Genomic DNA, 22,029 nt, shown 5'->3' on the forward strand with positions numbered 1-22,029 from the left:
GCATGTTCTCCAAGGTTCTTGTCGCCAATCGTGGCGAAATCGCTGTCCGTGGTTTCCGTGCCGCCTATGAACTCGGCCTGAAGACGGTCGCCGTTTTTCCCTACGAGGACAGGAACGCCGACCACCGGGTGAAGGCCCAGGAGTCCTACATGATCGGCGAGCCGGGCCACCCGGTGCGCGCCTACCTGGACATCGACGAGATCATCCGCGTCGCCAAGGAGTCCGGCTCGGACGCGGTCTACCCGGGCTACGGCTTCCTCTCGGAGAACCCGGACCTGGCGGCCGCCTGCGCGGCCAACGGCATCACCTTCGTCGGCCCGTCGGCCGAGGTGCTGGAGATGGCGGGCAACAAGGTCCGTGCCCTGGAAGCCGCCCGCAAGGCTGGCGTGCCGACGCTGGCCTCCACCCCGCCCTCGACGGACGCCGAGGAGCTGGCCAAGGGGGCCCAGGAGATCGGGTTCCCGGTCTTCATCAAGGCGGTGGCCGGCGGTGGGGGCCGCGGCATGCGCCGCGTTGACGACCCGGCGAAGTTCTCCGACGAGCTCGGCGCCGCCATGCGCGAGGCCGAGGCCGCGTTCGGAGACCCGACGGTCTTCATCGAGCAGGCGGTCTCGGGCCCACGCCACATCGAGGTCCAGATCCTGGCGGACCGCGAGGGCAACGTCGTCCACCTCTTCGAGCGGGACTGTTCCATCCAGCGCCGGCACCAGAAGGTGATCGAGATCGCCCCGGCGCCCAACATCAGCCAGGAACTGCGCGACGCCCTCACCTCCGACGCCGTCAAGTTCGCCAGGTCCATCAACTACTTCTGCGCCGGCACGGTCGAGTTCCTGGTGGAGACCAAGGGCGAGCGCGCCGGCCGGCACGTGTTCATCGAGATGAACCCGCGCATCCAGGTGGAGCACACGGTGACCGAAGAGATCACCGACGTCGACCTGGTCCAGGCCCAGATGCGGCTTGCCGGGGGAGAGACGCTCGCCGAGATCGGCGTCGTCCAGGAGGAACTCGAGATCCGCGGTGCGGCGCTGCAGTGCCGCATCACCACCGAGGACCCGCTCAACTCGTTCCGCCCGGACACCGGCTTCATCCAGGCCTACCGCTCCGCTTCCGGCGCGGGCGTGCGCCTCGACGGCGGCACCACCGGCACGGGCGTGGAGATCAGCCCGCACTTCGACTCCCTGCTGGTGAAGCTGACCACCCGCGGCCGGGACCTCAACATGGCCGTCGCCCGCGCCAAGCGCGCCCTGGCCGAGTTCCGGGTGCGTGGCGTGGCCACCAACATCCCGTTCCTGCGCGCCGTGCTGGAGGATCCAGACTTCGTCGCGGGTGACGTCACCACGTCGTTCATCGACGAGCGGCCCTACCTGCTGTCCGCGCGCACGCCTGCGGACCGCGGCACCAAGCTGCTGCGCTACATCGCCGAGGTGACGGTCAACAAGCCGCACGGCGAGGCGCCCACCAAGCTCGAGCCCTCGGTGAAGCTGCCCGACATCGACCTCAGCAAGCCCGTTCCCGACGGCGCCCGCCAGCGCCTGCTCGCCCTCGGCCCCGAGGGGTTCGCGCGGGAACTGCGTGAGGCCACCGCCGTCGGCATCACTGACACGACCTTCCGCGACGCCCACCAGTCCCTCCTGGCCACCCGGGTGCGCACCCGTGACCTGGTGGCCGTGGCACCGCACCAGGCCCGCATGCTGCCCGGCCTGACTTCCGTCGAGTGCTGGGGTGGTGCCACCTACGACGTCGCGCTGCGCTTCCTCGGGGAGGACCCGTGGGAGAGGCTCGCCAAGCTGCGCGCCGCCATGCCGAACCAGAACCTGCAGATGCTGCTGCGTGGCCGCAACACCGTCGGCTACACCCCGTATCCGACGGCGGTGACGCGCGCGTTCGTCCACGAGGCGGCGGAGGTGGGCATCGACATCTTCCGCATCTTCGACGCCCTGAACGACGTGGACCAGATGCGGCCCGCCATCGAGGCCGTGCGAGAGACCTCCGCGGTGGCTGAGGTGGCGCTCTGCTACACCTCGAACCTCCTGGACGCAGGGGAGGACATCTACACCCTGGACTACTACCTCCGCCTCGCCGAGGAGATCGTCGAGTCCGGCGCGCACATCCTCGCCATCAAGGACATGGCCGGGCTGCTGCGGCCCCGCGCCGCAGAGAAGCTTGTCAGAGCACTGCGCGAGCGCTTCGACCTCCCCGTCCACCTGCACACCCACGACACCACGGGTGGCCAGATCGCGACGCTGATAGCCGCCGTCGAGGCGGGCGTGGACGCTGTCGACGTCGCCAACTCGGCCATGTCCTCGACGACGTCGCAGCCGCCGATGTCCGCGCTGATCATGGCGCTCGAGGGCACCGACCGGCAGCCCGACGTGGACCCGCAGTGCGTGCTGGCGCTGGAGCCGTACTGGGAGGCGGTCCGCAAGCTGTACAAGCCGTTCGAGTCCGGGCTCCCGGCTCCCACCGGCCGCGTCTACGAGCACGAGATCCCCGGTGGGCAGCTTTCCAACCTTCGCCAGCAGGCCATCGCACTGGGCCTGGGTGACAAGTTCGAGCAGATCGAGGCCATGTACGGCGCCGCCGACAAGATCCTGGGGCGTCCCATCAAGGTGACCCCTTCGTCGAAGGTGGTGGGCGACCTTGCCCTGCACCTCGTCGCCGTGGGTGCCGACCCGGCCGAGTTCGCGGCTGACCCCCAGAAGTTCGACATCCCGGACTCCGTGATCGGCTTCCTCGAGGGCGAGCTCGGTGAGCCCGCGGGCGGCTGGCCCGAGCCGTTCCGTACCAAGGCCACGGGTGGCCGTCGGCGGGTGCAGCGCGAGACCGAGGTCGCACCGTCGGACATGAGCCTGCTCGAGAACTCCGGCAGGGAAAGGCAGGAGACGCTGAACCGACTCCTGTTCCCCGGCCCAACCAAGGAGTTCCAGCAGATGCGCGACGACTTCGGCGACATCTCCGTGATCTCGACCATTCCCTACCTGTACGGGATGAGCAACGGCGACGAGTACGTCGTCGAGCTGGAGAAGGGCGTGCAGATCCTGTTCGGCCTCGAGGCGATCGGTGAGCCGGACAAGCGCGCCAAGCGCACAGTCATGACTCTGATGAACGGCCAGCTCCGGCCGGTTCGCGTCCGTGACTACTCGTTGGAGTCGCAGGTGGCGACGGCGGAGAAGGCGGACCCGGGCAACCGCGGCCACGTCGCCGCGCCGTTCGCCGGGGCCGTGACGGTCATCGTCGAGGAGGGTGCGCAGGTCAACGCGGGAGACCCGGTGGCAACCATCGAGGCCATGAAGATGGAAGCCTCCATCAACGCGCCGCTGGCGGGCACCGTGAAGCGGGTCGTCCTCCCCGCGACGACGCAGCTCGACGGTGGCGACCTCGTGGTGGTCATCGACCCGGCCAGCTGACCGCTGTCAGGTGTCCTGAGTCTTTCGAAGGCCCGGCCGACGTCACGCGGCGGCTGGGACCTCGACGACGACCACGTCCAGCGCCGGGTCCGCCGCCACGGCCCTGAGGACCTCGACCACGGGCCCGGTGCGCGCGATCACGGGCTCGAACTCGGGTTCCGCCGACTGGGCGAGCGCCGCCAGGGCTTCGAGCGTCTCGACGGCGTGGGCATGCTTGGCGTAGCCGACGGTCTGCCCCGGCAGCGGGCGCAGCATGGTCCCGAGTTGCCGGGCAGCCAGGTGCCGCAGGGAATGGTCGCTGTGCAGGCCGGCCCTCGCCAGGTCGAACTCCAACGGGTCCAGGTCGTCGACGACCAGGTCGGAGTGCGCCGCGCTGAGCTCCTCCAGCCACGCGATCAGCACCTGCCAGCACTGGTGCGTCCGATCCGGTGGGATGTACCCGCCCGCCAGGAGCGCTTCGACGTCGCCGGAGATGGGCCTGGAGGCGTCCACCTCGCTGTCCGGGTCCCGGCGGAAGAGCGCCAGGAGCCCCTTGGGTCTCGGCCGGGCGGGCGGTGCGAACCGCGCCCTGGCCGCTGCTCGGAGCCGCTCGGCGAGTACCGGATCTGCGCCGAAGATGTCACGCACGGCGTCGATGCTGATCGCGAACAGGCGCAGCGTGTGCATGGACCAACATTAGACCGGGGGTAGGCTCGCGGACGTGGATCCGAGAACCCGACGGCTGATCGTCTCCGGCGTGCTGGCGGCGTTGGTGCTCGTCGTGGTCATCTGGGGGCTCCTCGGCCAGCCGATGTAGCCGCCGCCGGGGTGGCCGATAGGTGAGGCAGGGCGGGCACAGTATTCTGGCGCTCACCATGAATGCGCTCCGCCGACTCCTCACTGCCCTCGTATTCGGCCTGGCGGTGACCAGCCTCCCGACGGTGGCCTCAGCAGACGACATCGCACTCGACGGGATTTCGTCGGTATCGGGGATCTACTGGGACGAGGACTCCGGCACCCTGTACGTGAGCGCTGCCGACGCGCCCGGTGAGGTCCAGATGCTCGACGAGTCGGGCGAGAGCATCGGGCAGGTCAGCTACTCCGCGCAGCCGGAGTCGGTCCAGGGTCTGGCGGTGCACGCCGGGCAGCTCTACATCGCCGACATCGGCGACGAGGCCGGGCAGCGAGACTTCGTCAGCGTCTTCGGCGTGACGCCCGCCGACGGGCAGCAGCGGTACCGCGCCTGGGACTTCGAGTTCCCCGACGGCCCGCAGAACGCCACCGCGTTCCTGGTCTCCGGCAAGGGGCGCTTCTACTTCATCACCTCCGGCGAGAACCCGGGCATCTATCGCGCGGAGCTGGAACCCTCCCGCGACGGCGTCAACGCACTGGTCCGCGCCGCAGACGCCCCCGACGGCGTGACCGACGCCACCTTCCTCGACGACGGTGCGACCATGCTGGTTCGCACGGCCGACGGCGTCGTGCTGATCAACGCCTTCTCGTGGGAGACCCAGGCCACCACCACCTACGTGGACGCTCCGGGTGGGGAGTCGATCACCCAGTTCGGGAACGGCCGCATGCTCGTTGGCGGTGCAGGCACGCTGCGCGACGAGCCGCTGCCCGACGGCGAGACCACGGTCACGCCAGCGCCTGCGTCGCCGAGCGCCGATCCGTCGGCCGAACCGTCACAGGCGCCGACACCGTCGGAGGCCGCTGACCCGGCCTCGCCCGCGCCAGACGTGCCCGCGGAGGCCCCCGACGAAGTCTCCCGCGGCGGCACCCTGATCGCCCTGGCGGTGGCGGTGCTCGTCGCGGTGGTGGCCGGGACGGTCGTCTTCGTCAGCCGCGACTGATCTCCTCCACCACGAAGTCGATGCAACCGGTGAGCGCCACCACGTCGTCGGGATCCACGGAGGCGTAGCAGGCGACCCTGAGCTGGTTGCGGTTGAGGGCCCGGTAGGGGTCGATGTCGACGACGCCATGGGCCCGCAGCACCTTCGAGACCTGGGCCGCGTCGACCGTCTCGTCGAAGTCGATGGTGGCCACCACCGGGGAGCGGTGGGCCGGGTCCGCCACGAACGGGGTGGCGTAGTCCCGCTCCGCGGCCCATGAGTAAAGAGTGTCGGTGGCGGTGCGGCAACGCTGCGCGACGGCGGAGATCCCGCCCTGCTCCAGCATCCAGTTGACCTGGTCCTCCATCAGCAGCAGCGTCGCGATGGCAGGGGTGTTCAGGGTCTGGTGCTGGCGGGAGTTCTTGAGGGCGGTGGTGAAGTCAAGGATCTCCGGGATCCAGCGGCCACTGGCTTTGATCCGCTCGGCCTGCTCGATGAGGGCGGGGGACACGAAGGCGAACCAGAGGCCGCCGTCGGAGCTGAAGTTCTTCTGGGGCGCGAAGTAGTAGGCGTCGGTCTGGCCGATGTCGGCCTCCATGCCCCCGGCGGCCGACGTCGCGTCGACCAGCACGAGTCCGTCACCGATCCTCGCCACGGGTGCGGCCGCGCCGGTGGAGGTCTCGTTCTGCGCCCAGGCGTACACGTCGGCGTCGGTGGCCTCGGGGAGCGCGACGGCGCCCGCCTCCGCCTCGAACACGGCGGGGTCCTTTAAGAACGGGGCGGCCTTGCTCGCCTTCGCGAACTTGCGCGAGAACTCACCGAAGACGCCGTGCGCGGAGCGCCGCTCGATCAGGGAACTGACCGCAAGGTCCCAGAACAGTGTGGACCCACCGTTGCCCAGCACCACCTCGTATCCCTCGGGCAGGGAGTAGAGCTCGTCGAGTCCGTCCTGGACGGCCGCGACGAGGTCGCGCACCGGGGCCTGGCGGTGGGAGGTGCCCATCACGTCACCCCGCATCGCGAGGTAGTCCAGCGCCTCGGGACGAACCTTCGCAGGTCCGGAACCGAAGCGGCCGTCGGCGGGCAGCAGCTCTTCAGGGATGTGGATCACGCGCTCATCCTATTCAGCAGGCCGAGGTCTCGACGTCGGCGCTCCACGCATCGGGAAGCCTCAGGCGCGCACGTCGACGACGGTCCGCCCCCGGACCTGACCGGCCAGCACCCGCTGAGCGGTGTCGACGACCTCGTCCAGGGCGACCGTCGTGGCCGTGCTCGCGAGTTTGGCCGGGTCCAGGTCAGTGGCCAGCCGGTCCCAGGCCTTCCGGCGCAGTTCCACCGGAGCCTCGGCCGAGTCGATCCCGGCGAGGGTCACGTTGCGCAGGATGAACGGCAGCACCGAGCCGGGCAGGTCGTTGCCCTGTGCCAGACCGCACGCGGCCACCACGCCGCGGTACGCCGTCGCGGCCAGCACGTTGACCAGGGTGTGGCTGCCCACGGTGTCGACGGCGCCCGCCCACCTCGTCGTCGTGAACGGCTTGCCTGGCTCCGACAACCGGCCGATGATCTCTGCCGCGCCCAGCCCTCGAAGGTAGTCGCCCTCCAGCGGGCGGCCGGTGGAGGCGACGACGCGGTAGCCGAGGCCGGAGAGGATCGCTATGGCGATGGAGCCGACCCCGCCTCCCGCTCCGGTGACCAGGACCTCTCCGCTGTCCGGGGTGATCCCGCCGTGCTCCAGCGCGAGCACGCACAGCATCGCGGTGTACCCCGCCGTGCCGATCGTCATCGCGTCGCGGGTGCTGAACGCAGTGGGGAGCGGCACCAGCCAGTCGCCGGGGACGCGGGCGCGTTCGGCCAGGCCGCCATGGTGGGTCTGGCCCAGGCCCCAGCCGTTCGCGAGCACGGCGTCGCCGGGGGAGAACCGCGGATCCGTGGATTCGGCGACGACGCCGGCGAGGTCGATGCCCGGGACGAGCGGGAAGCGCCGCATGATCCTGCCCGCGCCCGTGACCGCCAGGGCGTCCTTGTAGTTCACGGTGGAGTGCTCGACGTCCACGGTCACCTCGCCCGGCATCAGGTCCCCGTCGCCCAGCCCGGCCAGTTCGGTTGTGATGACATCGTCGTCGGACTTGCTCGTCAACAGCGCACGGAAGGACATGGACCGAGTCTAGGTCCGGAGGGATCGAGGGTATTGTGGTCCTCGCACGGGAGTCCAGTGAGCTGGGCTGAGAGGGAGTACTCCAACTCCGACCGTAGAACCTGATCTGGATCATGCCAGCGCAGGGAGCTTCCAGCCTCATCTGCTGGGTCTCGGGCAACCGCCCTCCGTGCCAGTTTCACGGAAAGGGCAGGCCATGACCACCAGCACAACCACCCTCGTCGGCCGCGACGAGTTCACAGCCGATCCGCTGCGCTTCGGCGTCGGCGCCCGCGTCACCGTCGCCGTGATGTGCGACGACTACGTCGACGTCATCCTCGGGGCACTCGCGGGCCTCGACACGAGGGGTCTCACCATCGAGACCGGCGACGTCAGCACCTTCGCGGGCGGCTCCGAGGCCGACCTGCTCGGCTGGCTCACCGACCTCGCCGACGCCGTCGCCGCCACCGGCCACCATGCGGCCCTCAGCGTCCAGCTCAGCCGGGGCTGCCCCGGTGAGGTGGTCTGCGAGCTCCCGGGTGGGGCGGGACCGCGCGTCGTGGACACGCCGAAGGGGCGCCAGATCGGTCGCCACGCCTCGGCCGAATGGGCCATCTACCCGCTTGCCGACGACGTCCGCGGTGGCGTCGAACCCGACCACATGCGAGACATCGAGGCAGCCATCCAACTGTCCCGGGAGCTGGGCACCTTCCGCGGTTCCGCGCACTTCGTGACCCGCCTGGAGGGCGACCTCGGCGCCATCATCGAGACCGTCGTCGCCGGCTGGACGATGGTGGGACGCAGCGTCCAGCACGTCGTCGCGCACCTCAGCATCTCCGTCAACAGCCCGAGCCACTCCAATGCTGCGGCGTGAGGGCGAGGGCGGTCGCGCGCCCCTGCAACTGCGCGACATCGTGCTGATGGTGGTCCTCGGAGTGGTGTTCGGGTTCCTCTACTGGGCTCTGGTCCAGGCCTGGAACGGACTCGCCGTCCTGATGGGCCCGGCCGGCGACCTCGCCCAGCACGTCCTGTTCGGCGGCTGGCTGCTCGTGGCGCCGTTGGCGCTGGCGATCATCCGGCGGCCCGGCGTGGGCATCGTCGCGGAGATCCTGGCCTCCGTCGTTGAGGTGGTGTTCCTGGGGTCCCCGGTGGGACCCACCCTCATCATCGCCGCCGCCATCCAGGGCTTCGGCAGCGAACTGGCCTTCGCGCTCGGACGCTACCGACGCTTCGGGTGGGGCACCTTCGCGCTTTCCGGTCTGCTGGGTGCCGGGCTGGTCTTCTTCTACAGCGCCTGGCGTGCCGCCTGGTACGGGCAGGACATCTTCTGGCTTCGGCTCGCCATGCAGTGCGCCTCGGGCGTGGTGCTGGGTGGGCTGTTGGCGAAGGTGCTGGTGGAGGGCCTGAAGGCCACCGGGGTGCTGGCCAACTACGGCATCTCGCGGGAGGAGCAGGCCGAGCCGGTGGTGCGTCGTGTCCGCTGAACCCATCCTCGCCGCGTCGGAACTGGAGGCCATCTTCGGGTCCGGACTCGGCGTCGGACCCGCCACCTTCACCGTCGCTCCCGGCGAGGAGGTGCTGGTGCTCGGCCCGTCCGGGTCCGGCAAGTCCACGCTCCTCAGGCTGCTGCACGGCGCGGTCCCGCACGCCATCCATGCGCGCGTCTCTGGCGCCGTCACGGTGGTCGGCCGCGACGTCGCCGCCGCCCAAGTGGCGGGGCTGGCCGACGTCGTGGGGGTCGTCGGCCAGGACCCAACCGCCGGGGTCTGCCTGCCGGAGGTCGACGACGAACTGGCCCTCCCACTGGAGAACCTGTGCGTGGACCCCAGCGAGATCCCCGGCCGGGTCCGCGAGGCACTGGCGACGGTGGACGCTGCGCACCTGGCCGGGCGGCAGACAGAGGAACTCTCCGGCGGGGAGTTGCAGCGAATCGCGCTGGCCGCGGCGACCGTCACCAGACCCCGGCTGCTGCTCCTCGATGAGCCGACCTCGATGCTGGACGCTGCGGGGATCGACGGCGTGCGCCGCGCCGTCGCCGAGGTCCGGCGCAGCACGGGGGCCGCCGTCGTACTCGTTGAGCACCGGCTCGACGAGTACGCCGGCGACGCGGGACTCGCCGGGCTGCCGCAGCGATGGATCGTGGTGGACCGCGCGGGCAGGATCCGGTTCGACGGCGCGGCCGCGACGCTCTCCGACGCCGAGATCCGTGAACTGCTCGCGGCCGGCTGCTGGCTGCCTGCCGAAGTGGAGGACAGGGCGTTGGGTGAACCGCCGGAACCCGTCCTCCCAGGGGCGCATCCGGTGGCGGCCGCCGGCCCGGCGCTGGAGGCCCGGGGACTGGCCGTGGCGCCGGGCGGGGCGCGTCGCGGCGGCGAGGGACGGGCTGTCCTCTCCGGGGTGGACCTCACTCTCAGCCCAGGTGAGGTGGTGGCCCTCGTCGGGGCCAACGGGCAGGGCAAGTCGACGCTGCTGACGTGCCTGGCCGGACTCCACCGGCCCCTCGCAGGGACGGTGGTTGGGCCGCGCGCGGGCCTGGTCTTCCAGAACCCGGAGGACCAGTTCCAGGCCAGCACCGTCCGCGCCGAGGTCGCCTTCGGTCTGTCGGAGGCCAAGCACGGGCGGGTCGAGCAGTGGCTCACCCGCTTCGACCTCGGCGACCTGGCCGAGGCGAACCCGCACCAGCTCTCGGGGGGCCAGAAGCGTCGGCTCAGCCTGGCCGCGATGCTCGTCCACGAGCACCCGTTCCTGCTGGCCGACGAGCCCTGCTTCGGCCTCGACCGGCACGCGACGACGGCGGTGCTGCAGGCCCTGCGTGAGGTGGCCGACGTCGGTCGGGGAGTGTTGTTCTCAAGCCACGACCTGCGCAGCGTCGCAGCAGTTGCCGACCGGGTCATCGTCGTCGGTGAGGGACGCGTGCTCGCGGACACCACGCCATGGCGACTCCTGCTGGACGGCGACCTCCTCCGCCGGGCGCAGCTGCGCCCCTCGGCCCGGCTCACCGCCCTGGCCGCCGGTTGTGACGGGGACGCGGGCCTCCGCGCCCGGATCCAGGCGGCGGATGCCAGGGTGACGGCGCTGGAGGCGGTGGCGGCATGAGTGCCCACGCAACTCGGGCGCCGGGCTGGCTGCACCGTCGCAACCCGACGGTGAAGCTCGCTGCGGTGTTCATGGTTTCGGTCGCGACGCTGTTCCTGTTCGACCTGCGGGTGATCGGCGTGCTCTACGTGGCCGCCGTAGCGGCGGTGCTGGCGTGCCGGGCGCTGACGCTGCGGGAACTGGTGCTGGGGCAGCTCCCGTTCCTGCTGTTCGGGGTGGGGCTGGTCTCGGTCAACGCGCTGAGCAGACCGGGTGAGCCCGCCTTCGACGCCCCGATCCGGGTCACGGTGGAGGGCCTGACGATCGGCGTCGCGCTGGCGTTGCGGGGCTTGGTGATCGGGGTGCTGACGATCGCGTTCCTGGCCACCACACCGGCGCGGGACCTCATGGTCAGCCTGGTCCAGCACGCCCGGCTCAGCCCGCGCTTCGCCTACCCGCTGCTCGCCGGGCAGCGGATGCTGCAGACGATGCCGAGCAGGTGGGGCACCATCCGGGCGGCACAGGCGGTCCGGGGGCGTCGGCGTCGGGACGGTTCCCCGCGCTTCGGCGTGCGCGAGTTCGGCCGGGCAGCATTCGCGCTGCTCGTCGGCTCCATCCGCTCCTCGGAGAGAATCGCCCTGGCGCTGGAGTCCCGGGGACTGAAGGCCGGGCCGCGCACCTTGTGGCGGCCAGTGCCGATGGGTTGGCAGGACGCCGTCCTGGCCATCGCGGTTCCGTGCACGTTCGTTGTCCTGATCGTGCTGCCGATCATGTTCGGGTGATTGGATGGTGGCATGGTGCAACGGATCGAGGTGGGGCGTGCGGTCACGCCCGCGGGTGTAGTCGAGAACGCGGTGATCGGGATCCGGGACGGCCGGATCACCCACGTGGAGCCGGGCGGTGACACCGCCGGTGAGTTCGCCGGGCTGTGGGCCGTTCCCGGATTCGTCGACACGCACTGCCACGGCGCCGATGGCGTCAGCTTCGGAGCCCCGGACGTCGAGGCCAACCGCCGCGCCATCGCCTTCCACCGCGGTCAGGGCACGACCACCCTGTTCGCGAGCACCGTGACCGAGCCGATGGCGAAACTGGAGGACCAGGTCCGCGTCCTGCGCCCACTGGTGGAGTCCGGTGAACTCGGGGGCATCCACCTGGAGGGCCCGTTCCTCTCACCCGCCAGGAAGGGCGCCCACGACGCCGGCCTGTTGATCGACCCCGACCCCGATACGGTCGCCCGCCTCATAGCCGTCGGTGGCCCGGCGCTGAAGATGGTCACGATGGCCACGGAGCGTGCCCACTCGCGGGAGGCCATCGCCCGTTTCACTGAGGCGGGTGTGCGGGTGGCGTTCGGCCACTCCGACGCGGACGAGGCCGGGGCACGGGAGGCGCTGGACTGGGGCGCGACCATCGTCACCCACCTGTTCAACGCCATGCGCTCCATCCACCACCGCGACGCCGGCCCCGTCCCCGTGCTGTTGACCGACGAGCGCTGCATGGTGGAACTGATCTGCGACGGAGTGCACCACGCGCCGGTGATCGCGAGGATGGCGATCGACGCCGCCGGCGTGGATCGCGTGGCGATGGTCACGGATGCCATGAGCGCCACCGGCAAGGGCAACGGGCGCTACATCCTGGGGGAGTTGGAGGTCGAGGTCGCCGAAGGGACCGCCCGGCTTGTCACGGCCGACGGCACCCCGGGCGCCATCGCCGGCTCGACCCTCACCATGGCCGGCGCCTTCAACTACCTCGTGCAGCGGGTGGGATGCAGCATCGTCGAGGCCGCCACCATGTGCGCCACGACGCCGGCCCGGTGGCACGGCCTGGCCGAGGTCGGCCAGTTGGTGCCGGGCCGCTACGCAGACGTGTGCCTCGTCGACGACGAGGGCGGCCTGCGGGCCGTGTTCCGCCGCGGCGAGCGGGTCGGTGCCTGACCCAGCACGGCTGTTCGGCAGGAACTCCGTTACCTCCTCAGCCTGATCTTCGGCCACTGCCGCCGGCAACCAATAGACTGCCCGCAGGAGGTGGTCCCAGGACATGAGCGGTGACCTGATCGACACGACGGAGATGTACCTCCGGACCGTCTACGAACTGCTTGAGGAGGGTGTTCCGCCGCTGCGAGCGCGGATCGCCGAGCGGCTCCACCAGTCGGGTCCGACGGTGTCCCAGACCGTTGCGCGCATGGAGCGCGACGGACTGCTGGTGGTCGAGGAGGACCGTCACATCACCCTCACCGCTACCGGGGCGAAACTGGCGCGCGACGTCATGCGCAAGCACAGGCTCGCCGAGTGCCTGCTCACCGAGGTCATCGGGCTGGAGTGGGACAAGGTCCACGACGAGGCCTGCCGCTGGGAGCACGTGATCTCCGTCGACGTGGAGCGTCGGCTCGTGGAGATCCTCGACTCGCCCACCTTCTCCCCGTACGGCAACCCGATCCCGGGTCTGAGGGAACTCGGCGTCGGATCCCAGCAGGTCCCGTTCCGGGAAGGTGTGGTGCCGTTGTCGGAACACCTGGCCACGAACGGGGCAGGTGAGGCCAGGCTCGAGCGGATGAGTGAGAACGTGCAGGCAAATCCCCGCACCATAGAGGGGCTGGCTGCCCTCGGGCTGCGCCCGGGAGCAACCTTCACCGCAAATCGGGTCGCTGGTGGAGTGGAGATCACGGTCGGGGAACAGAGCATCACGATCACGCCCCAGACCGCCGAGCAGCTCTTCGTCGCGCAGGTACCCGCATGACCGAGGCCGCCTCGGGGATCCGCTGGTACGGATCGCGCCGGCCCGGTGCTTCAGAACAGGTGATCGAGCGCAGCCGGGGCGGGGACCACGATCCATACCGCTGGCTCAGCCGCGCCGTTGCGGAATCGGCCTCGAAGGTCCTGGACCTGGCCTGCGGAACCGGCTCCTTGACCCGGCGCCTGCAAGCGCGGGGGAGGCTCGTGGTGGGGGCAGACCTGTCGGCGGCCAACCTTGCCGTGGCTGTCTCGCTGGGCGAGGGCACGTTCGTGCAGACCGACGTCGGCTACCTGCCCTTCGCCGACGGCAGCTTCGACGCCGTGGTCACCAGCCTCGGGCTGGGCGTGGTGGCGGACCGCGCCCGGTTCCTCGCAGAGGCTGCCCGGGTGCTGCGCCCGGGAGGCGTGTTCGCGGCGCTCACGCCGTCGCTGCGGCCCTTCAACGTGGAGGACATCCGCATCTCCAGCCAGCTCGCGGGATACCTTCGGGTCACGCCGCAGTTGCCCGGCCTCGCAGAGTTCCGGGCCAAAGCGATGCTGGGTACGGTCGGGTTGAAGAAGGTGGAGGACTCCCGCGCCCGTTACTACTTCTCCGTAGCCAACCGGGAGGACGCGGAGGTGCTGCTGGCCGGTCTGCGGCAGGCGCCCGACCGCGCCAAGTCCAGCCTCGCCCTCGACTTCCTCGAGGCCCGCGCCGGGCAGGGACCGCTCCGGATCCCGCTCCCGATGCGCCGCATCGTCGCCCTCAAGTGAACTCCCGCGGAATAATCGCGGCCCGGGTAGCGTTGTGAAGACGAACCAATGCAACCGAAAGAAGGGGGTCGCAAGTGTCGACCACAGACCTGAACAAGGACAACTTCGCAGCCACCATCGAGGGCAATGACGTGGTCCTCATCGACTTCTGGGCCGACTGGTGCGGTCCTTGTCAGCGCTTCTCGCCCATCTACGACGAGGCCTCCGGCCGCCACGACGACGTCGTGTTCGCCAAGCTGGACACCGAGGCCAACCAGGACATCGCCGCCGCGCTGGAGATCCAGTCCATCCCCACGCTGATGGGCTTCCGTGACGGCAGCCTCGTGTTCCGCCAGTCCGGACTCCTCAACGGCAAGCAGCTGGACAGCCTCGTTGAGCAGATCAAGGCGCTGGACATGGAGCAGCTGAAGACCGAGGCCGCGCAGGGCTGACTGCGCGCCACCCAAACGGTGGTGACGTGTTCAGGGCAACGGTGATGGTGTCGCACCAGCCGTTGTCCTGAGCTCGCACACACACCCAACTCCCGCCCGCTTCCACAGCGGGCGGGTTTTTCACGTTCATCGGAAAGCGCATACCCCATACCCCCACCCCGGTGGCGAGCGTCGGAGGGCCGCGGCTTAAAGTGGCGCTCAAGGCAATGCCAAGGAGGGCTGAAATGGTGAGCGAACCACGGGACATGGCGGTCCCACCGGACCTGACGAGCACCCAGGGTCGGGTGGCCCCCGTCCGGAGCCGCAAACCGATCTACCTCGACATGTTGCCGCCCTGCAACGCTGGCTGCCCGGCCGGAGAGAACATCCAGGAGTGGCTGCGGCTCATCAAGGCCGGCCAGCACGAGGCCGCCTGGCGACAGCTCACCCGTGACAACCCGTTCCCAGCTATCCACGGCCGAGTCTGCTACCACCCGTGCGAGACCGCCTGCAACCGCGGCGACCTCGACTCGGCCGTGTCCATCCGGTCCGTCGAGCGCTACCTCGGTGACCTCGCCATCAGCAACGGCTGGACCTTCGAGCCTCCGCGCCGGTCCTCCGGCCGACGCGTCCTCGTCGTGGGGGCCGGACCCTCCGGGTTGTCGGCGGCCTACCACCTGCGTCGCCTGGGCCACGCCGTCGAGATCCACGACGCCTCCGACGCCCCCGGCGGCATGATGCGCTACGGCATCCCGGAGTACCGGCTGCCCCGCAACGTCCTCGACGCCGAGATCGCCCGCCTTCACGACATGGGCGTCACCTTCCGCCAGAACAGCCCGATCAAGGACCTCCTCGCCACCCAGCGCGACGGCCTGTTCAACGCGGTCTTCGTCGCCATCGGTGCCCACCTCTCCAAGCGCGTTGACATCCCGACGGTGGACGCCTCCCGCATGGTCGACGCCGTCGACTTCCTCCGCGACGTCGCCTCCGGTGCGCGGCCGAAGATCGGCCGCCGCGTCGCCGTCTACGGGGGCGGCAACACCGCCATGGACGCCGCCCGCGTCGCCAGGCGGCTGGGTGCGGAGGAGTCCGTGATCGTCTACCGCCGCACCGCCGCCCAGATGCCCGCCCACGAGGAGGAGCGCCTGAGCGCCGAGGGTGAGGGAGTCCAGATGAACTGGCTGCGCACCATCACTTCGGTGGAACAGGGCGAGATGACCGTCGAGATCATGGAGATCGACGAGAACGGCCGCGCCCGCGGCACCGGCCGCTACGAGAAGCTGGCAGCCGACACCCTCATCCTCGCCGTCGGCCAGGAGGCCGACACCGGCTTCCTCCACGGCATCCCCGGCATGCGCTTCGAGGGCGACGTGGTGCAGGTGGACCCCGAGACGCTCATGACCGACGTCCCCGGCATCTTCGCCGGCGGCGACACCGTCCCCTCCGAGCGCACCGTGACCATCGGCGTCGGGCACGGCAAGCGGGCCGCCCGGCAGATCGACAAGTGGCTCAACATCGACCACTCGGGACCGGCTCCGAAGCACCCGATCGTCACCCTGGACCAGATGAACGTGTGGTACTTCGGTGGCCACAACCGCAGCGAGCACGTCGAGTCCGATCCCGAGGAGCGGATCGAGAGCTTCGAGGAGATCGTCTCCGGCCTCACTGTCGAGGAGGCCGAGTTCGAGGCGCGGCGGTGCCTTTCGTGCGGCAACTGCTTCGAGTGCGACGGCTGCCTCGGCGCTTGCCCGGAGGACGCCGTCATCAAACTTGGTCCCGGCAACCGGTACCGATTCGACTATGACCTTTGTACCGGCTGCGCCACCTGCTACGAGCAGTGCCCGGTGCACGCCATCGAGATGATCCCGGAGGGCAGGCTGTGACCCGCACAATCATCGACGGCAACGAGGCAGCAGCCGACGTCGCCTACCGGCTCAGCGAGCTGTGCTCGATCTACCCCATCACGCCGTCCTCGACCATGGCCGAACTGGCCGACGAGTGGGCCTCGCGTGGCCGCGCCAACGTCTACGGCCAGGTACCCACAGTCATCGAGATGCAGTCCGAGGGAGGTGCCGCCGGAGCAATGCACGGCGCGCTCCAGGGCGGTGCTCTCTCCACGACGTTCACGGCCTCCCAGGGCCTGCTGCTGATGATCCCGAACATGTTCCGGATCGCCGGTGAGCTGACCTCGACCGTGCTCCACGTGGCCGCCCGCTCGCTCGCGACCCAGGGTCTGTCGATCTTCGGCGACCACCAGGACGTCATGGCCGTGCGCCAGACCGGTGTCTGCCTGCTCTCGTCGGCCTCGGTCCAGGAAGCCCACGACATGGCGGCCATTTCGCACCTCGCGACGCTGCGCACGCGCCTGCCGTTCGTGCACTTCTTCGACGGCTTCCGCACGTCCCACGAGCTCAACACCGTGGAACTGCTGACCGACGACCAGCTCCGTGAGCTCGTGCCTCGCAGCCTGGTGCTCGAACACCGTTCCCGGGCCCTGAGCCCCGCCAATCCGTTCATCCGCGGTACGGCCCAGAACCCCGACACCTACTTCCAGTCCCGGGAGACGTCGAACCCGTACTACAACCGCGTGCCGGAGGAACTGGCCGACGTCATGGCGACCTTCGCCCAGATCTCCGGGCGCAGCTACTCGCTGGTGGAGTACCACGGAGACCCCGAGGCCGAGCGCGTGGTGGTGGTGATGGGCTCCGGTGTGGAGGCCATCACCCCCGTAGTTGACCGCACCCCCGGCACCGGCGTGCTCTACATGCGGCTCTACCGGCCGTTCCCGGCCGAGGCGCTGCTCGCCGCGTTGCCGGAGACCGTGCGCAGGATCGCCGTGCTGGACCGCACCAAGGAGCCGGGCGCCGGTGGCGAGCCGATGTTCCTGGACGTCAACTCCGCGCTCGCCGAAGCCTTCGCCTCCGGGCGGCGGGCCACCATGCCACTGGTGATCGGCGGCCGCTACGGGCTCTCCAGCAAGGAGTTCACCCCCGCGATGGCCAAGGCCATCCTGGACGAACTGGCCGCGCCGCAGCCGAAGCCGCGGTTCACCGTCGGCATCCTCGACGACGTCACCCACCTCTCGCTGGACTACGACCCCAGCTACCAGCTGGACGACCCGGAGACCCTGAGCGCGGTCTTCTACGGCCTGGGCTCCGACGGCACCGTCGGCGCCAACAAGAACACGATCAAGATCATCGGCGACGACGACGACCGCTTCGCGCAGGGCTACTTCGTCTACGACTCCAAGAAGTCCGGCTCCCGCACCACCAGCCACCTGCGGTTCGGGCCCAACCCGATCAAGGCTCCCTACCTGGTGACGGCCCCGGGCTTCATCGGCTGCCACCACTGGTCCATCCTCGAGCGCGTCGACATCCTGGCCGACGCCAGGCGCGGCTCGACGCTGCTGCTCAACGCCCCCTACCCGGCCGACGAGATCTGGGACCGGCTGCCGGAACCGGTCCAGCGCCGGGTCGTGGAGCTGGGGATCAAGCTGTACTGCATCGACGCCTCCTCGGTGGCCCGCGCCGCAGGGCTCGGGAGCCGCACCAACACCATCCTGCAGACCTGCTTCTTCGCCATCTCCGGGGTGCTGGAGCCAGACGTCGCCATCGCCAAGGTCAAGAAGGCCATCACCAAGACCTACGCCCGCAAGTCCCAGCAGGTGGTGGACAAGAACCACGCTGCGGTGGACGCGTCGCTGGCGCATCTGCACAAGGTGGAGGTCCCGCTCACGGCCACGTCGTCGACGACCCTGCTGGCTCCCGTGCCTGCCAGTGCGCCCGAGTTCGTCCGGACCGTGACGGCGACGATGCTCAGCGGCCTGGGCGACCTGCTGCCGGTCTCGGCGCTGCCGGCGGACGGGACCTACCCGTCGGGCACCACGAAGTACGAGAAGCGCAACGTCAGCGAGATCGTCGCGGAGTGGGACCCGGAGGCCTGCATCCAGTGCGGCAACTGTGCATTCGTGTGCCCGCACTCGGTGCTGCGCGCCAAGTACTACCCGACCGAACTGGCCGACGGTGCCCCCGAGGGCTTCCTCACTGCACCCCTGGACGCTGCCGGCCTGCCGGACTCCAACTACACGCTGCAGGTCTACGTGGAGGACTGCACCGGCTGCGGCCTGTGCGTGGAGGCCTGCCCGGTGCGCCCCATTGGGCAGCCGGCGCGCAAGGCCATCAACCTGACCCCGCTGGTCGAGCGGGAGAAGGAGAAGACCGCCGTCGAGTTCTTCGAGACGCTGCCGGTCAACAAGCGCTCGCGCGTCGACTTCGGCACCGTTCGAGGGGCCCAGTTCCTCGAGCCGCTGTTCGAGTTCTCGGGCGCCTGCGCGGGCTGCGGCGAGACCCCGTACCTGAAGCTGCTCACGCAGTTGTTCGGGGACCGCACCACAGTGGCCAACGCCACCGGCTGCTCCTCGATCTACGGCGGCAACCTCCCGACGACGCCGTGGGCGAAGAACGCCGCCGGCCGCGGCCCCGCGTGGTCCAACTCGCTGTTCGAGGACAACGCCGAGTTCGGGCTGGGGTTGCGGCTCGCGGCTGACCTGCACGAGAACCTCGCGCGGGCCCGGCTCCTGGAGCTCGCGCCGATGATCGGCGACGCCGCGCTGGTCGACGCGCTGCTGAACGCCTCGCAGAAGCACGAGAGCGAACTCGCCGAGCAGGCCGAGCGGATCGAGATCCTGATGGAGCGGCTCAAGGGACTCGAGGGTCCCGCCGTCGAGGACCTGCGCAGCGTCGCCGACCACCTGCTGCGGCGCGCCGTCTGGATCGTCGGCGGCGACGGCTGGGCCTATGACATCGGCTCCTCCGGACTCGACCACGTGCTTGCCAGCGGCCGCAACGTCAACGTGCTCGTCCTGGACACGGAGGTCTACTCCAACACCGGGGGCCAGGCATCCAAGTCGACGCCGCTGGGCGCCGTCGCGAAGTTCGCCGCAGCGGGCAAGCTGACCAACAAGAAGGACCTGGCCATGCAGGCCATGGCCTACGGGTCGGTCTACGTCGCCCGCGTGGCGATGGGTGCCGATCCGCAGCAGACGCTGAAGGCCTTCCGTGAGGCCGAGGCCTTCGACGGGCCGAGCCTGATCATCGCCTACAGCCACTGCATCGCGCACGGCTACGACATCCGCAAGGGACTGGAACAGCAGTACAAGGCGGCCAACTCCGGCCACTGGCCACTGATGCGCTACAACCCGGTGCTGCGCGAGGCCGGGGCCAACCCGTTCCTGCTCGACTCGCCCCGCCCGAGGATCACGCTCAAGGAGTACCAGTCCGCGGAACTGCGGTACAAGACGCTCCACGCCTCGCATCCCGAGGAGGCCGACCGCCTGCTGACGCTCGCGCAGGCGCAGGTGAACCGTCGCTGGGCGGAGTACGAGGAACTGGCCATGCGCGGAGCCGAGCACTTCGCCGCGGATCCGAGGAAGGGTGACGAAGTTGACTGACCTGACCACCAACTACCTGGGGATGACGCTGCGCAACCCCGTGGTCGCTTCGGCCGGCCCCATCTCCCAGAAGGTCTCGGGCATCCGTGCCCTGGCCGGCGCCGGGGTGGGGGCGGTGGTGATCTACTCCCTGTTCGAGGAGCAGTTGCGTCGCGAGGCCGAGCGGATAGCCGAGCTGGAACAACTCCACGAGAACACCTTCCCCGAAGCCCAGACCTACTTCCCGTCGATGGCCACCGAGGCCAACGCGTCCATGCAGTACCTCAAGCTGGTTGAGACCGCGGTGGGCGGGAGCGAGATCCCGATCATCGCGTCCCTGAACGGCGTCTCCGTGGGGAGCTGGACCCGAACCGCCCGGCAGTTGCAGGAGGCCGGGGCGTCCGCCGTCGAGCTGAACATCTACTACGTCTGCGGTGACGTCAACGTCGCGGGTCCGACGGTGGAGGAACGGCACCTGGACATCCTGCGCGCGGTGAAGCACGCCGTCTCCATCCCCGTCGCCGTGAAGTTGAGCCCGTACTTCTCCTCCACCGGCAACTTCTGCCGGCAGCTGGACGACGCCGGCGCGGACGGTCTGGTCCTGTTCAACCGGTTCCTCCAGCCCGACGTCAACATCGACCGGCTTGAGGTCATCCCCGGAGTGAGCCTCTCGTCGCCGATTGACGGGCGCCTGCCGCGGACCTGGATCGCGGTGCTGCACGGGAAGGTCCGGGCCTCCCTGGCCGGGACCAGCGGCGTCGACACGTTCGAGGACGTGGTCAAGTACATCCTGGCCGGCGCCGACGTCGTCATGACGACCTCTTCGTTGCTGCGGCATGGGGTGGCCAACGTCCACAAGCTGGTGGAGGGACTCGACGGCTGGCTCACCCGCAAGGAGCTCACTCTCGACGAGGCGCGCGGGCTGCTGGCCGTGCCCGCGGACGAGGACACCGCGGACTTCGAACGGGCTGGTTACGTGCAGGCGCTGGAGAAGGCGAAGGCGGTCTACGGCTCGCTCGCCTGACGGCGTTTCTGAATGCGTGCGGCCACGCATGTGACGTCGCTAGCCTTGTGGCCAGCGAGAGGAGCCCCGAGTGCCTGGGTATTTCAACGGAATCCCCGTCGATGCCGTCGTGTTCTACCAGCAGCTGGCTCTGGACAATTCCAAGGAGTTCTGGAGCGCCAACAAGGAGCGCTACCAGCGCTCTGTGCGCGAACCGGTCGAAATGCTCGTCGGCGAGCTCGAGGACCAGTTCGGCGCCGCCAAGATCTTCCGTCCCAACCGGGACGTGCGGTTCAGCAACGACAAGTCACCGTACAAGACGCACCAGGGCGCCTATGTGCCTGCCGGTCAGGCCTTGGGCTGGTACATCGAGGTCTCGGGCGACGGCGCGCTGACCGGTGGCGGCTTCTACCACGCCGAGCCCACCCCGCTGGCGGCGTTGCGGCGGACCATCGACGAGCACGGTGATGAGCTCGCTGAACTGGTCGGGGAACTGGTGGCCGAGGGCTGGCAGCTTCGAGGCGAAACCCTGAAGACGGCGCCAAGGGGGTTCAGTGCAGACCATCCGCACATCGAGCTGCTGCGGCACAAGACCTTGTCGCTCAGTCGCTTCTACGGTGAGGACCCCGTCGTGGCGACCCCGAATTTCGCCGAGATCGTGCGGGACGACTGGGCCAGCATCCGCCCGCTGATCATGTGGCTGGGGGAGGCGCTGGCGTCCGAGGAGTGATCCGCGTGGCGACCCCGGTTGGATTCGAACCAACGACACCCGCTTTAGGAGAGCGGTGCTCTATCCCCTGAGCTACGGGGCCAACGCGCCTAGGTTACCGGGCCGCGGGCATCAGCACTAACCGACCCGGCCGCGAGCAGGGCTACTTGGCCGGGTCGGGAAAATTGGACAGAGAAGGCGCTTTCTTTGCACTGGCCGTGCACAGAAAGCGGCTTCTCTGTCCGGCTTTCCACGCCCGCTTGAGAGGAACTCCGTCAGTGGTTCCGCAGAGCCTCAATCAGGTCGCCCTTGTTCATGCTGGAGCGCCCCTCGATGCCGATCTCCGCGGCCCGCTTGCGCAGGTCGTCCACCTTCCAGTCCTCGTAGGAGCCTGACTCGCCACCCTTGCGTCCGACCTCTTCACGAGAGGTGTTTGCGGCCGCGTTGGCGATGCGGGCCGCCTTCTCCTTGCTGGCGCCGTCGTCGCGGAGTTCCTCGTACAGTTCCGGATCCTTGACGCTGGGTCCTGGATTCGTCTTCTTCTTGGCCATGACTGACTCCTCTCGAACC

18 protein-coding genes, 1 tRNA gene and 1 riboswitch are annotated in these 22,029 nt (G+C 69.5%); of the genes, 14 read left to right on the forward strand and 5 right to left on the reverse strand.

Annotation, left to right across the window (positions count from 1 at the left end; translation table 11 throughout):
* Positions 1-2 precede the first annotated feature (2 nt).
* Complete coding sequence (locus LKO27_RS01070) at positions 3-3,407, forward strand: pyruvate carboxylase (protein WP_227735056.1); 3,405 nt, start codon at positions 3-5, stop codon at positions 3,405-3,407.
* Positions 3,408-3,449: 42 nt separating this feature from the next.
* Here LKO27_RS01070 and LKO27_RS01075 read toward each other — a convergent pair whose 3' ends face one another.
* Entirely contained in the window at positions 3,450-4,073 is a 624-nt protein-coding gene (locus LKO27_RS01075) for a hypothetical protein (protein ID WP_227735057.1), read from the reverse strand.
* Between the two features lie 188 nt (positions 4,074-4,261).
* On the opposite strand from LKO27_RS01075, the gene LKO27_RS01080 reads away from it, so the two are divergent.
* Positions 4,262-5,239 carry a hypothetical protein gene (locus tag LKO27_RS01080; protein WP_227735058.1) on the forward strand — a complete coding sequence of 326 codons (978 nt, stop codon included), beginning with the start codon at positions 4,262-4,264 and terminating at the stop codon, positions 5,237-5,239.
* Here LKO27_RS01080 and serC read toward each other — a convergent pair.
* Positions 5,226-6,329 carry a phosphoserine transaminase gene (gene serC, locus LKO27_RS01085; protein WP_227735059.1) on the reverse strand — a complete coding sequence of 368 codons (1,104 nt, stop codon included), beginning with the start codon at positions 6,327-6,329 and terminating at the stop codon, positions 5,226-5,228. The two genes, LKO27_RS01080 and serC, sit on opposite strands and share 14 nt — an antisense overlap.
* Positions 6,330-6,389: 60 nt before the next feature.
* Complete coding sequence (locus LKO27_RS01090) at positions 6,390-7,373, reverse strand: MDR family oxidoreductase (protein WP_227735060.1); 984 nt, start codon at positions 7,371-7,373, stop codon at positions 6,390-6,392.
* Positions 7,374-7,409: 36 nt separating this feature from the next.
* Positions 7,410-7,518, forward strand: a riboswitch (TPP riboswitch).
* Between the two features lie 51 nt (positions 7,519-7,569).
* Here LKO27_RS01090 and LKO27_RS01095 point away from each other — a divergent pair.
* The 12 genes from LKO27_RS01095 to LKO27_RS01150 all read left to right on the forward strand — a co-directional run bounded on the left by LKO27_RS01095 (position 7,570) and on the right by LKO27_RS01150 (position 21,480).
* The gene (locus tag LKO27_RS01095; protein WP_227735061.1) at positions 7,570-8,226 is read left to right on the forward strand and encodes a Ykof family thiamine-binding protein; all 657 of its coding nucleotides are present in this window, start codon (positions 7,570-7,572) and stop codon (positions 8,224-8,226) included.
* A complete protein-coding gene (locus LKO27_RS01100) occupies positions 8,213-8,836 on the forward strand; it encodes an ECF transporter S component (protein WP_227735062.1) in 624 nt (207 codons plus the stop codon). Before LKO27_RS01095 ends, LKO27_RS01100 begins: the two co-directional genes overlap by 14 nt.
* Complete coding sequence (locus tag LKO27_RS01105) at positions 8,826-10,448, forward strand: ABC transporter ATP-binding protein (protein ID WP_227735063.1); 1,623 nt, start codon at positions 8,826-8,828, stop codon at positions 10,446-10,448. The genes LKO27_RS01100 and LKO27_RS01105 overlap by 11 nt, the downstream gene beginning before the upstream one ends.
* Positions 10,445-11,209, forward strand: coding sequence for an energy-coupling factor transporter transmembrane protein EcfT (locus tag LKO27_RS01110; RefSeq protein WP_227735064.1), 765 nt, complete (start codon positions 10,445-10,447; stop codon positions 11,207-11,209). The genes LKO27_RS01105 and LKO27_RS01110 overlap by 4 nt, the downstream gene beginning before the upstream one ends.
* Positions 11,210-11,221: 12 nt before the next feature.
* The gene (locus LKO27_RS01115; protein ID WP_227735065.1) at positions 11,222-12,358 is read left to right on the forward strand and encodes an N-acetylglucosamine-6-phosphate deacetylase; all 1,137 of its coding nucleotides are present in this window, start codon (positions 11,222-11,224) and stop codon (positions 12,356-12,358) included.
* Positions 12,359-12,461: 103 nt separating this feature from the next.
* Positions 12,462-13,160: a metal-dependent transcriptional regulator gene (locus tag LKO27_RS01120; RefSeq protein ID WP_227735066.1), complete on the forward strand. Its 699-nt coding sequence runs from the start codon at positions 12,462-12,464 to the stop codon at positions 13,158-13,160.
* Complete coding sequence (locus LKO27_RS01125) at positions 13,157-13,909, forward strand: class I SAM-dependent methyltransferase (RefSeq protein ID WP_227735067.1); 753 nt, start codon at positions 13,157-13,159, stop codon at positions 13,907-13,909. Before LKO27_RS01120 ends, LKO27_RS01125 begins: the two co-directional genes overlap by 4 nt.
* A 74-nt stretch (positions 13,910-13,983) precedes the next feature.
* Entirely contained in the window at positions 13,984-14,340 is a 357-nt protein-coding gene (trxA, locus tag LKO27_RS01130) for a thioredoxin (RefSeq protein WP_227735068.1), read from the forward strand.
* A gap of 224 nt (positions 14,341-14,564) precedes the next feature.
* Positions 14,565-16,202 (forward strand): NAD(P)-binding protein, encoded by a 1,638-nt coding sequence (locus LKO27_RS01135; RefSeq protein ID WP_227735069.1) that lies wholly within the window; start codon positions 14,565-14,567, stop codon positions 16,200-16,202.
* A complete protein-coding gene (gene nifJ / locus LKO27_RS01140; protein WP_227735070.1) occupies positions 16,199-19,768 on the forward strand; it encodes a pyruvate:ferredoxin (flavodoxin) oxidoreductase in 3,570 nt (1,189 codons plus the stop codon). Before LKO27_RS01135 ends, nifJ begins: the two co-directional genes overlap by 4 nt.
* A complete protein-coding gene (locus tag LKO27_RS01145) occupies positions 19,761-20,771 on the forward strand; it encodes a dihydroorotate dehydrogenase-like protein (protein ID WP_255621987.1) in 1,011 nt (336 codons plus the stop codon). The genes nifJ and LKO27_RS01145 overlap by 8 nt, the downstream gene beginning before the upstream one ends.
* A gap of 70 nt (positions 20,772-20,841) precedes the next feature.
* Complete coding sequence (locus tag LKO27_RS01150; RefSeq protein ID WP_227735072.1) at positions 20,842-21,480, forward strand: DUF2461 domain-containing protein; 639 nt, start codon at positions 20,842-20,844, stop codon at positions 21,478-21,480.
* Between the two features lie 6 nt (positions 21,481-21,486).
* Here the strand turns inward: LKO27_RS01150 and LKO27_RS01155 are convergent.
* Both LKO27_RS01155 and LKO27_RS01160 read right to left on the reverse strand, forming a co-directional pair.
* Positions 21,487-21,562, reverse strand: a tRNA-Arg gene (locus LKO27_RS01155).
* A gap of 172 nt (positions 21,563-21,734) precedes the next feature.
* Complete coding sequence (locus LKO27_RS01160) at positions 21,735-22,010, reverse strand: Rho termination factor N-terminal domain-containing protein (protein ID WP_227735073.1); 276 nt, start codon at positions 22,008-22,010, stop codon at positions 21,735-21,737.
* Positions 22,011-22,029: the final 19 nt, after the last annotated feature.

Origin of the sequence: Tessaracoccus sp. OS52 (genome assembly GCF_020687685.1) — a bacterium.
Taxonomy (GTDB): domain Bacteria; phylum Actinomycetota; class Actinomycetes; order Propionibacteriales; family Propionibacteriaceae; genus Arachnia.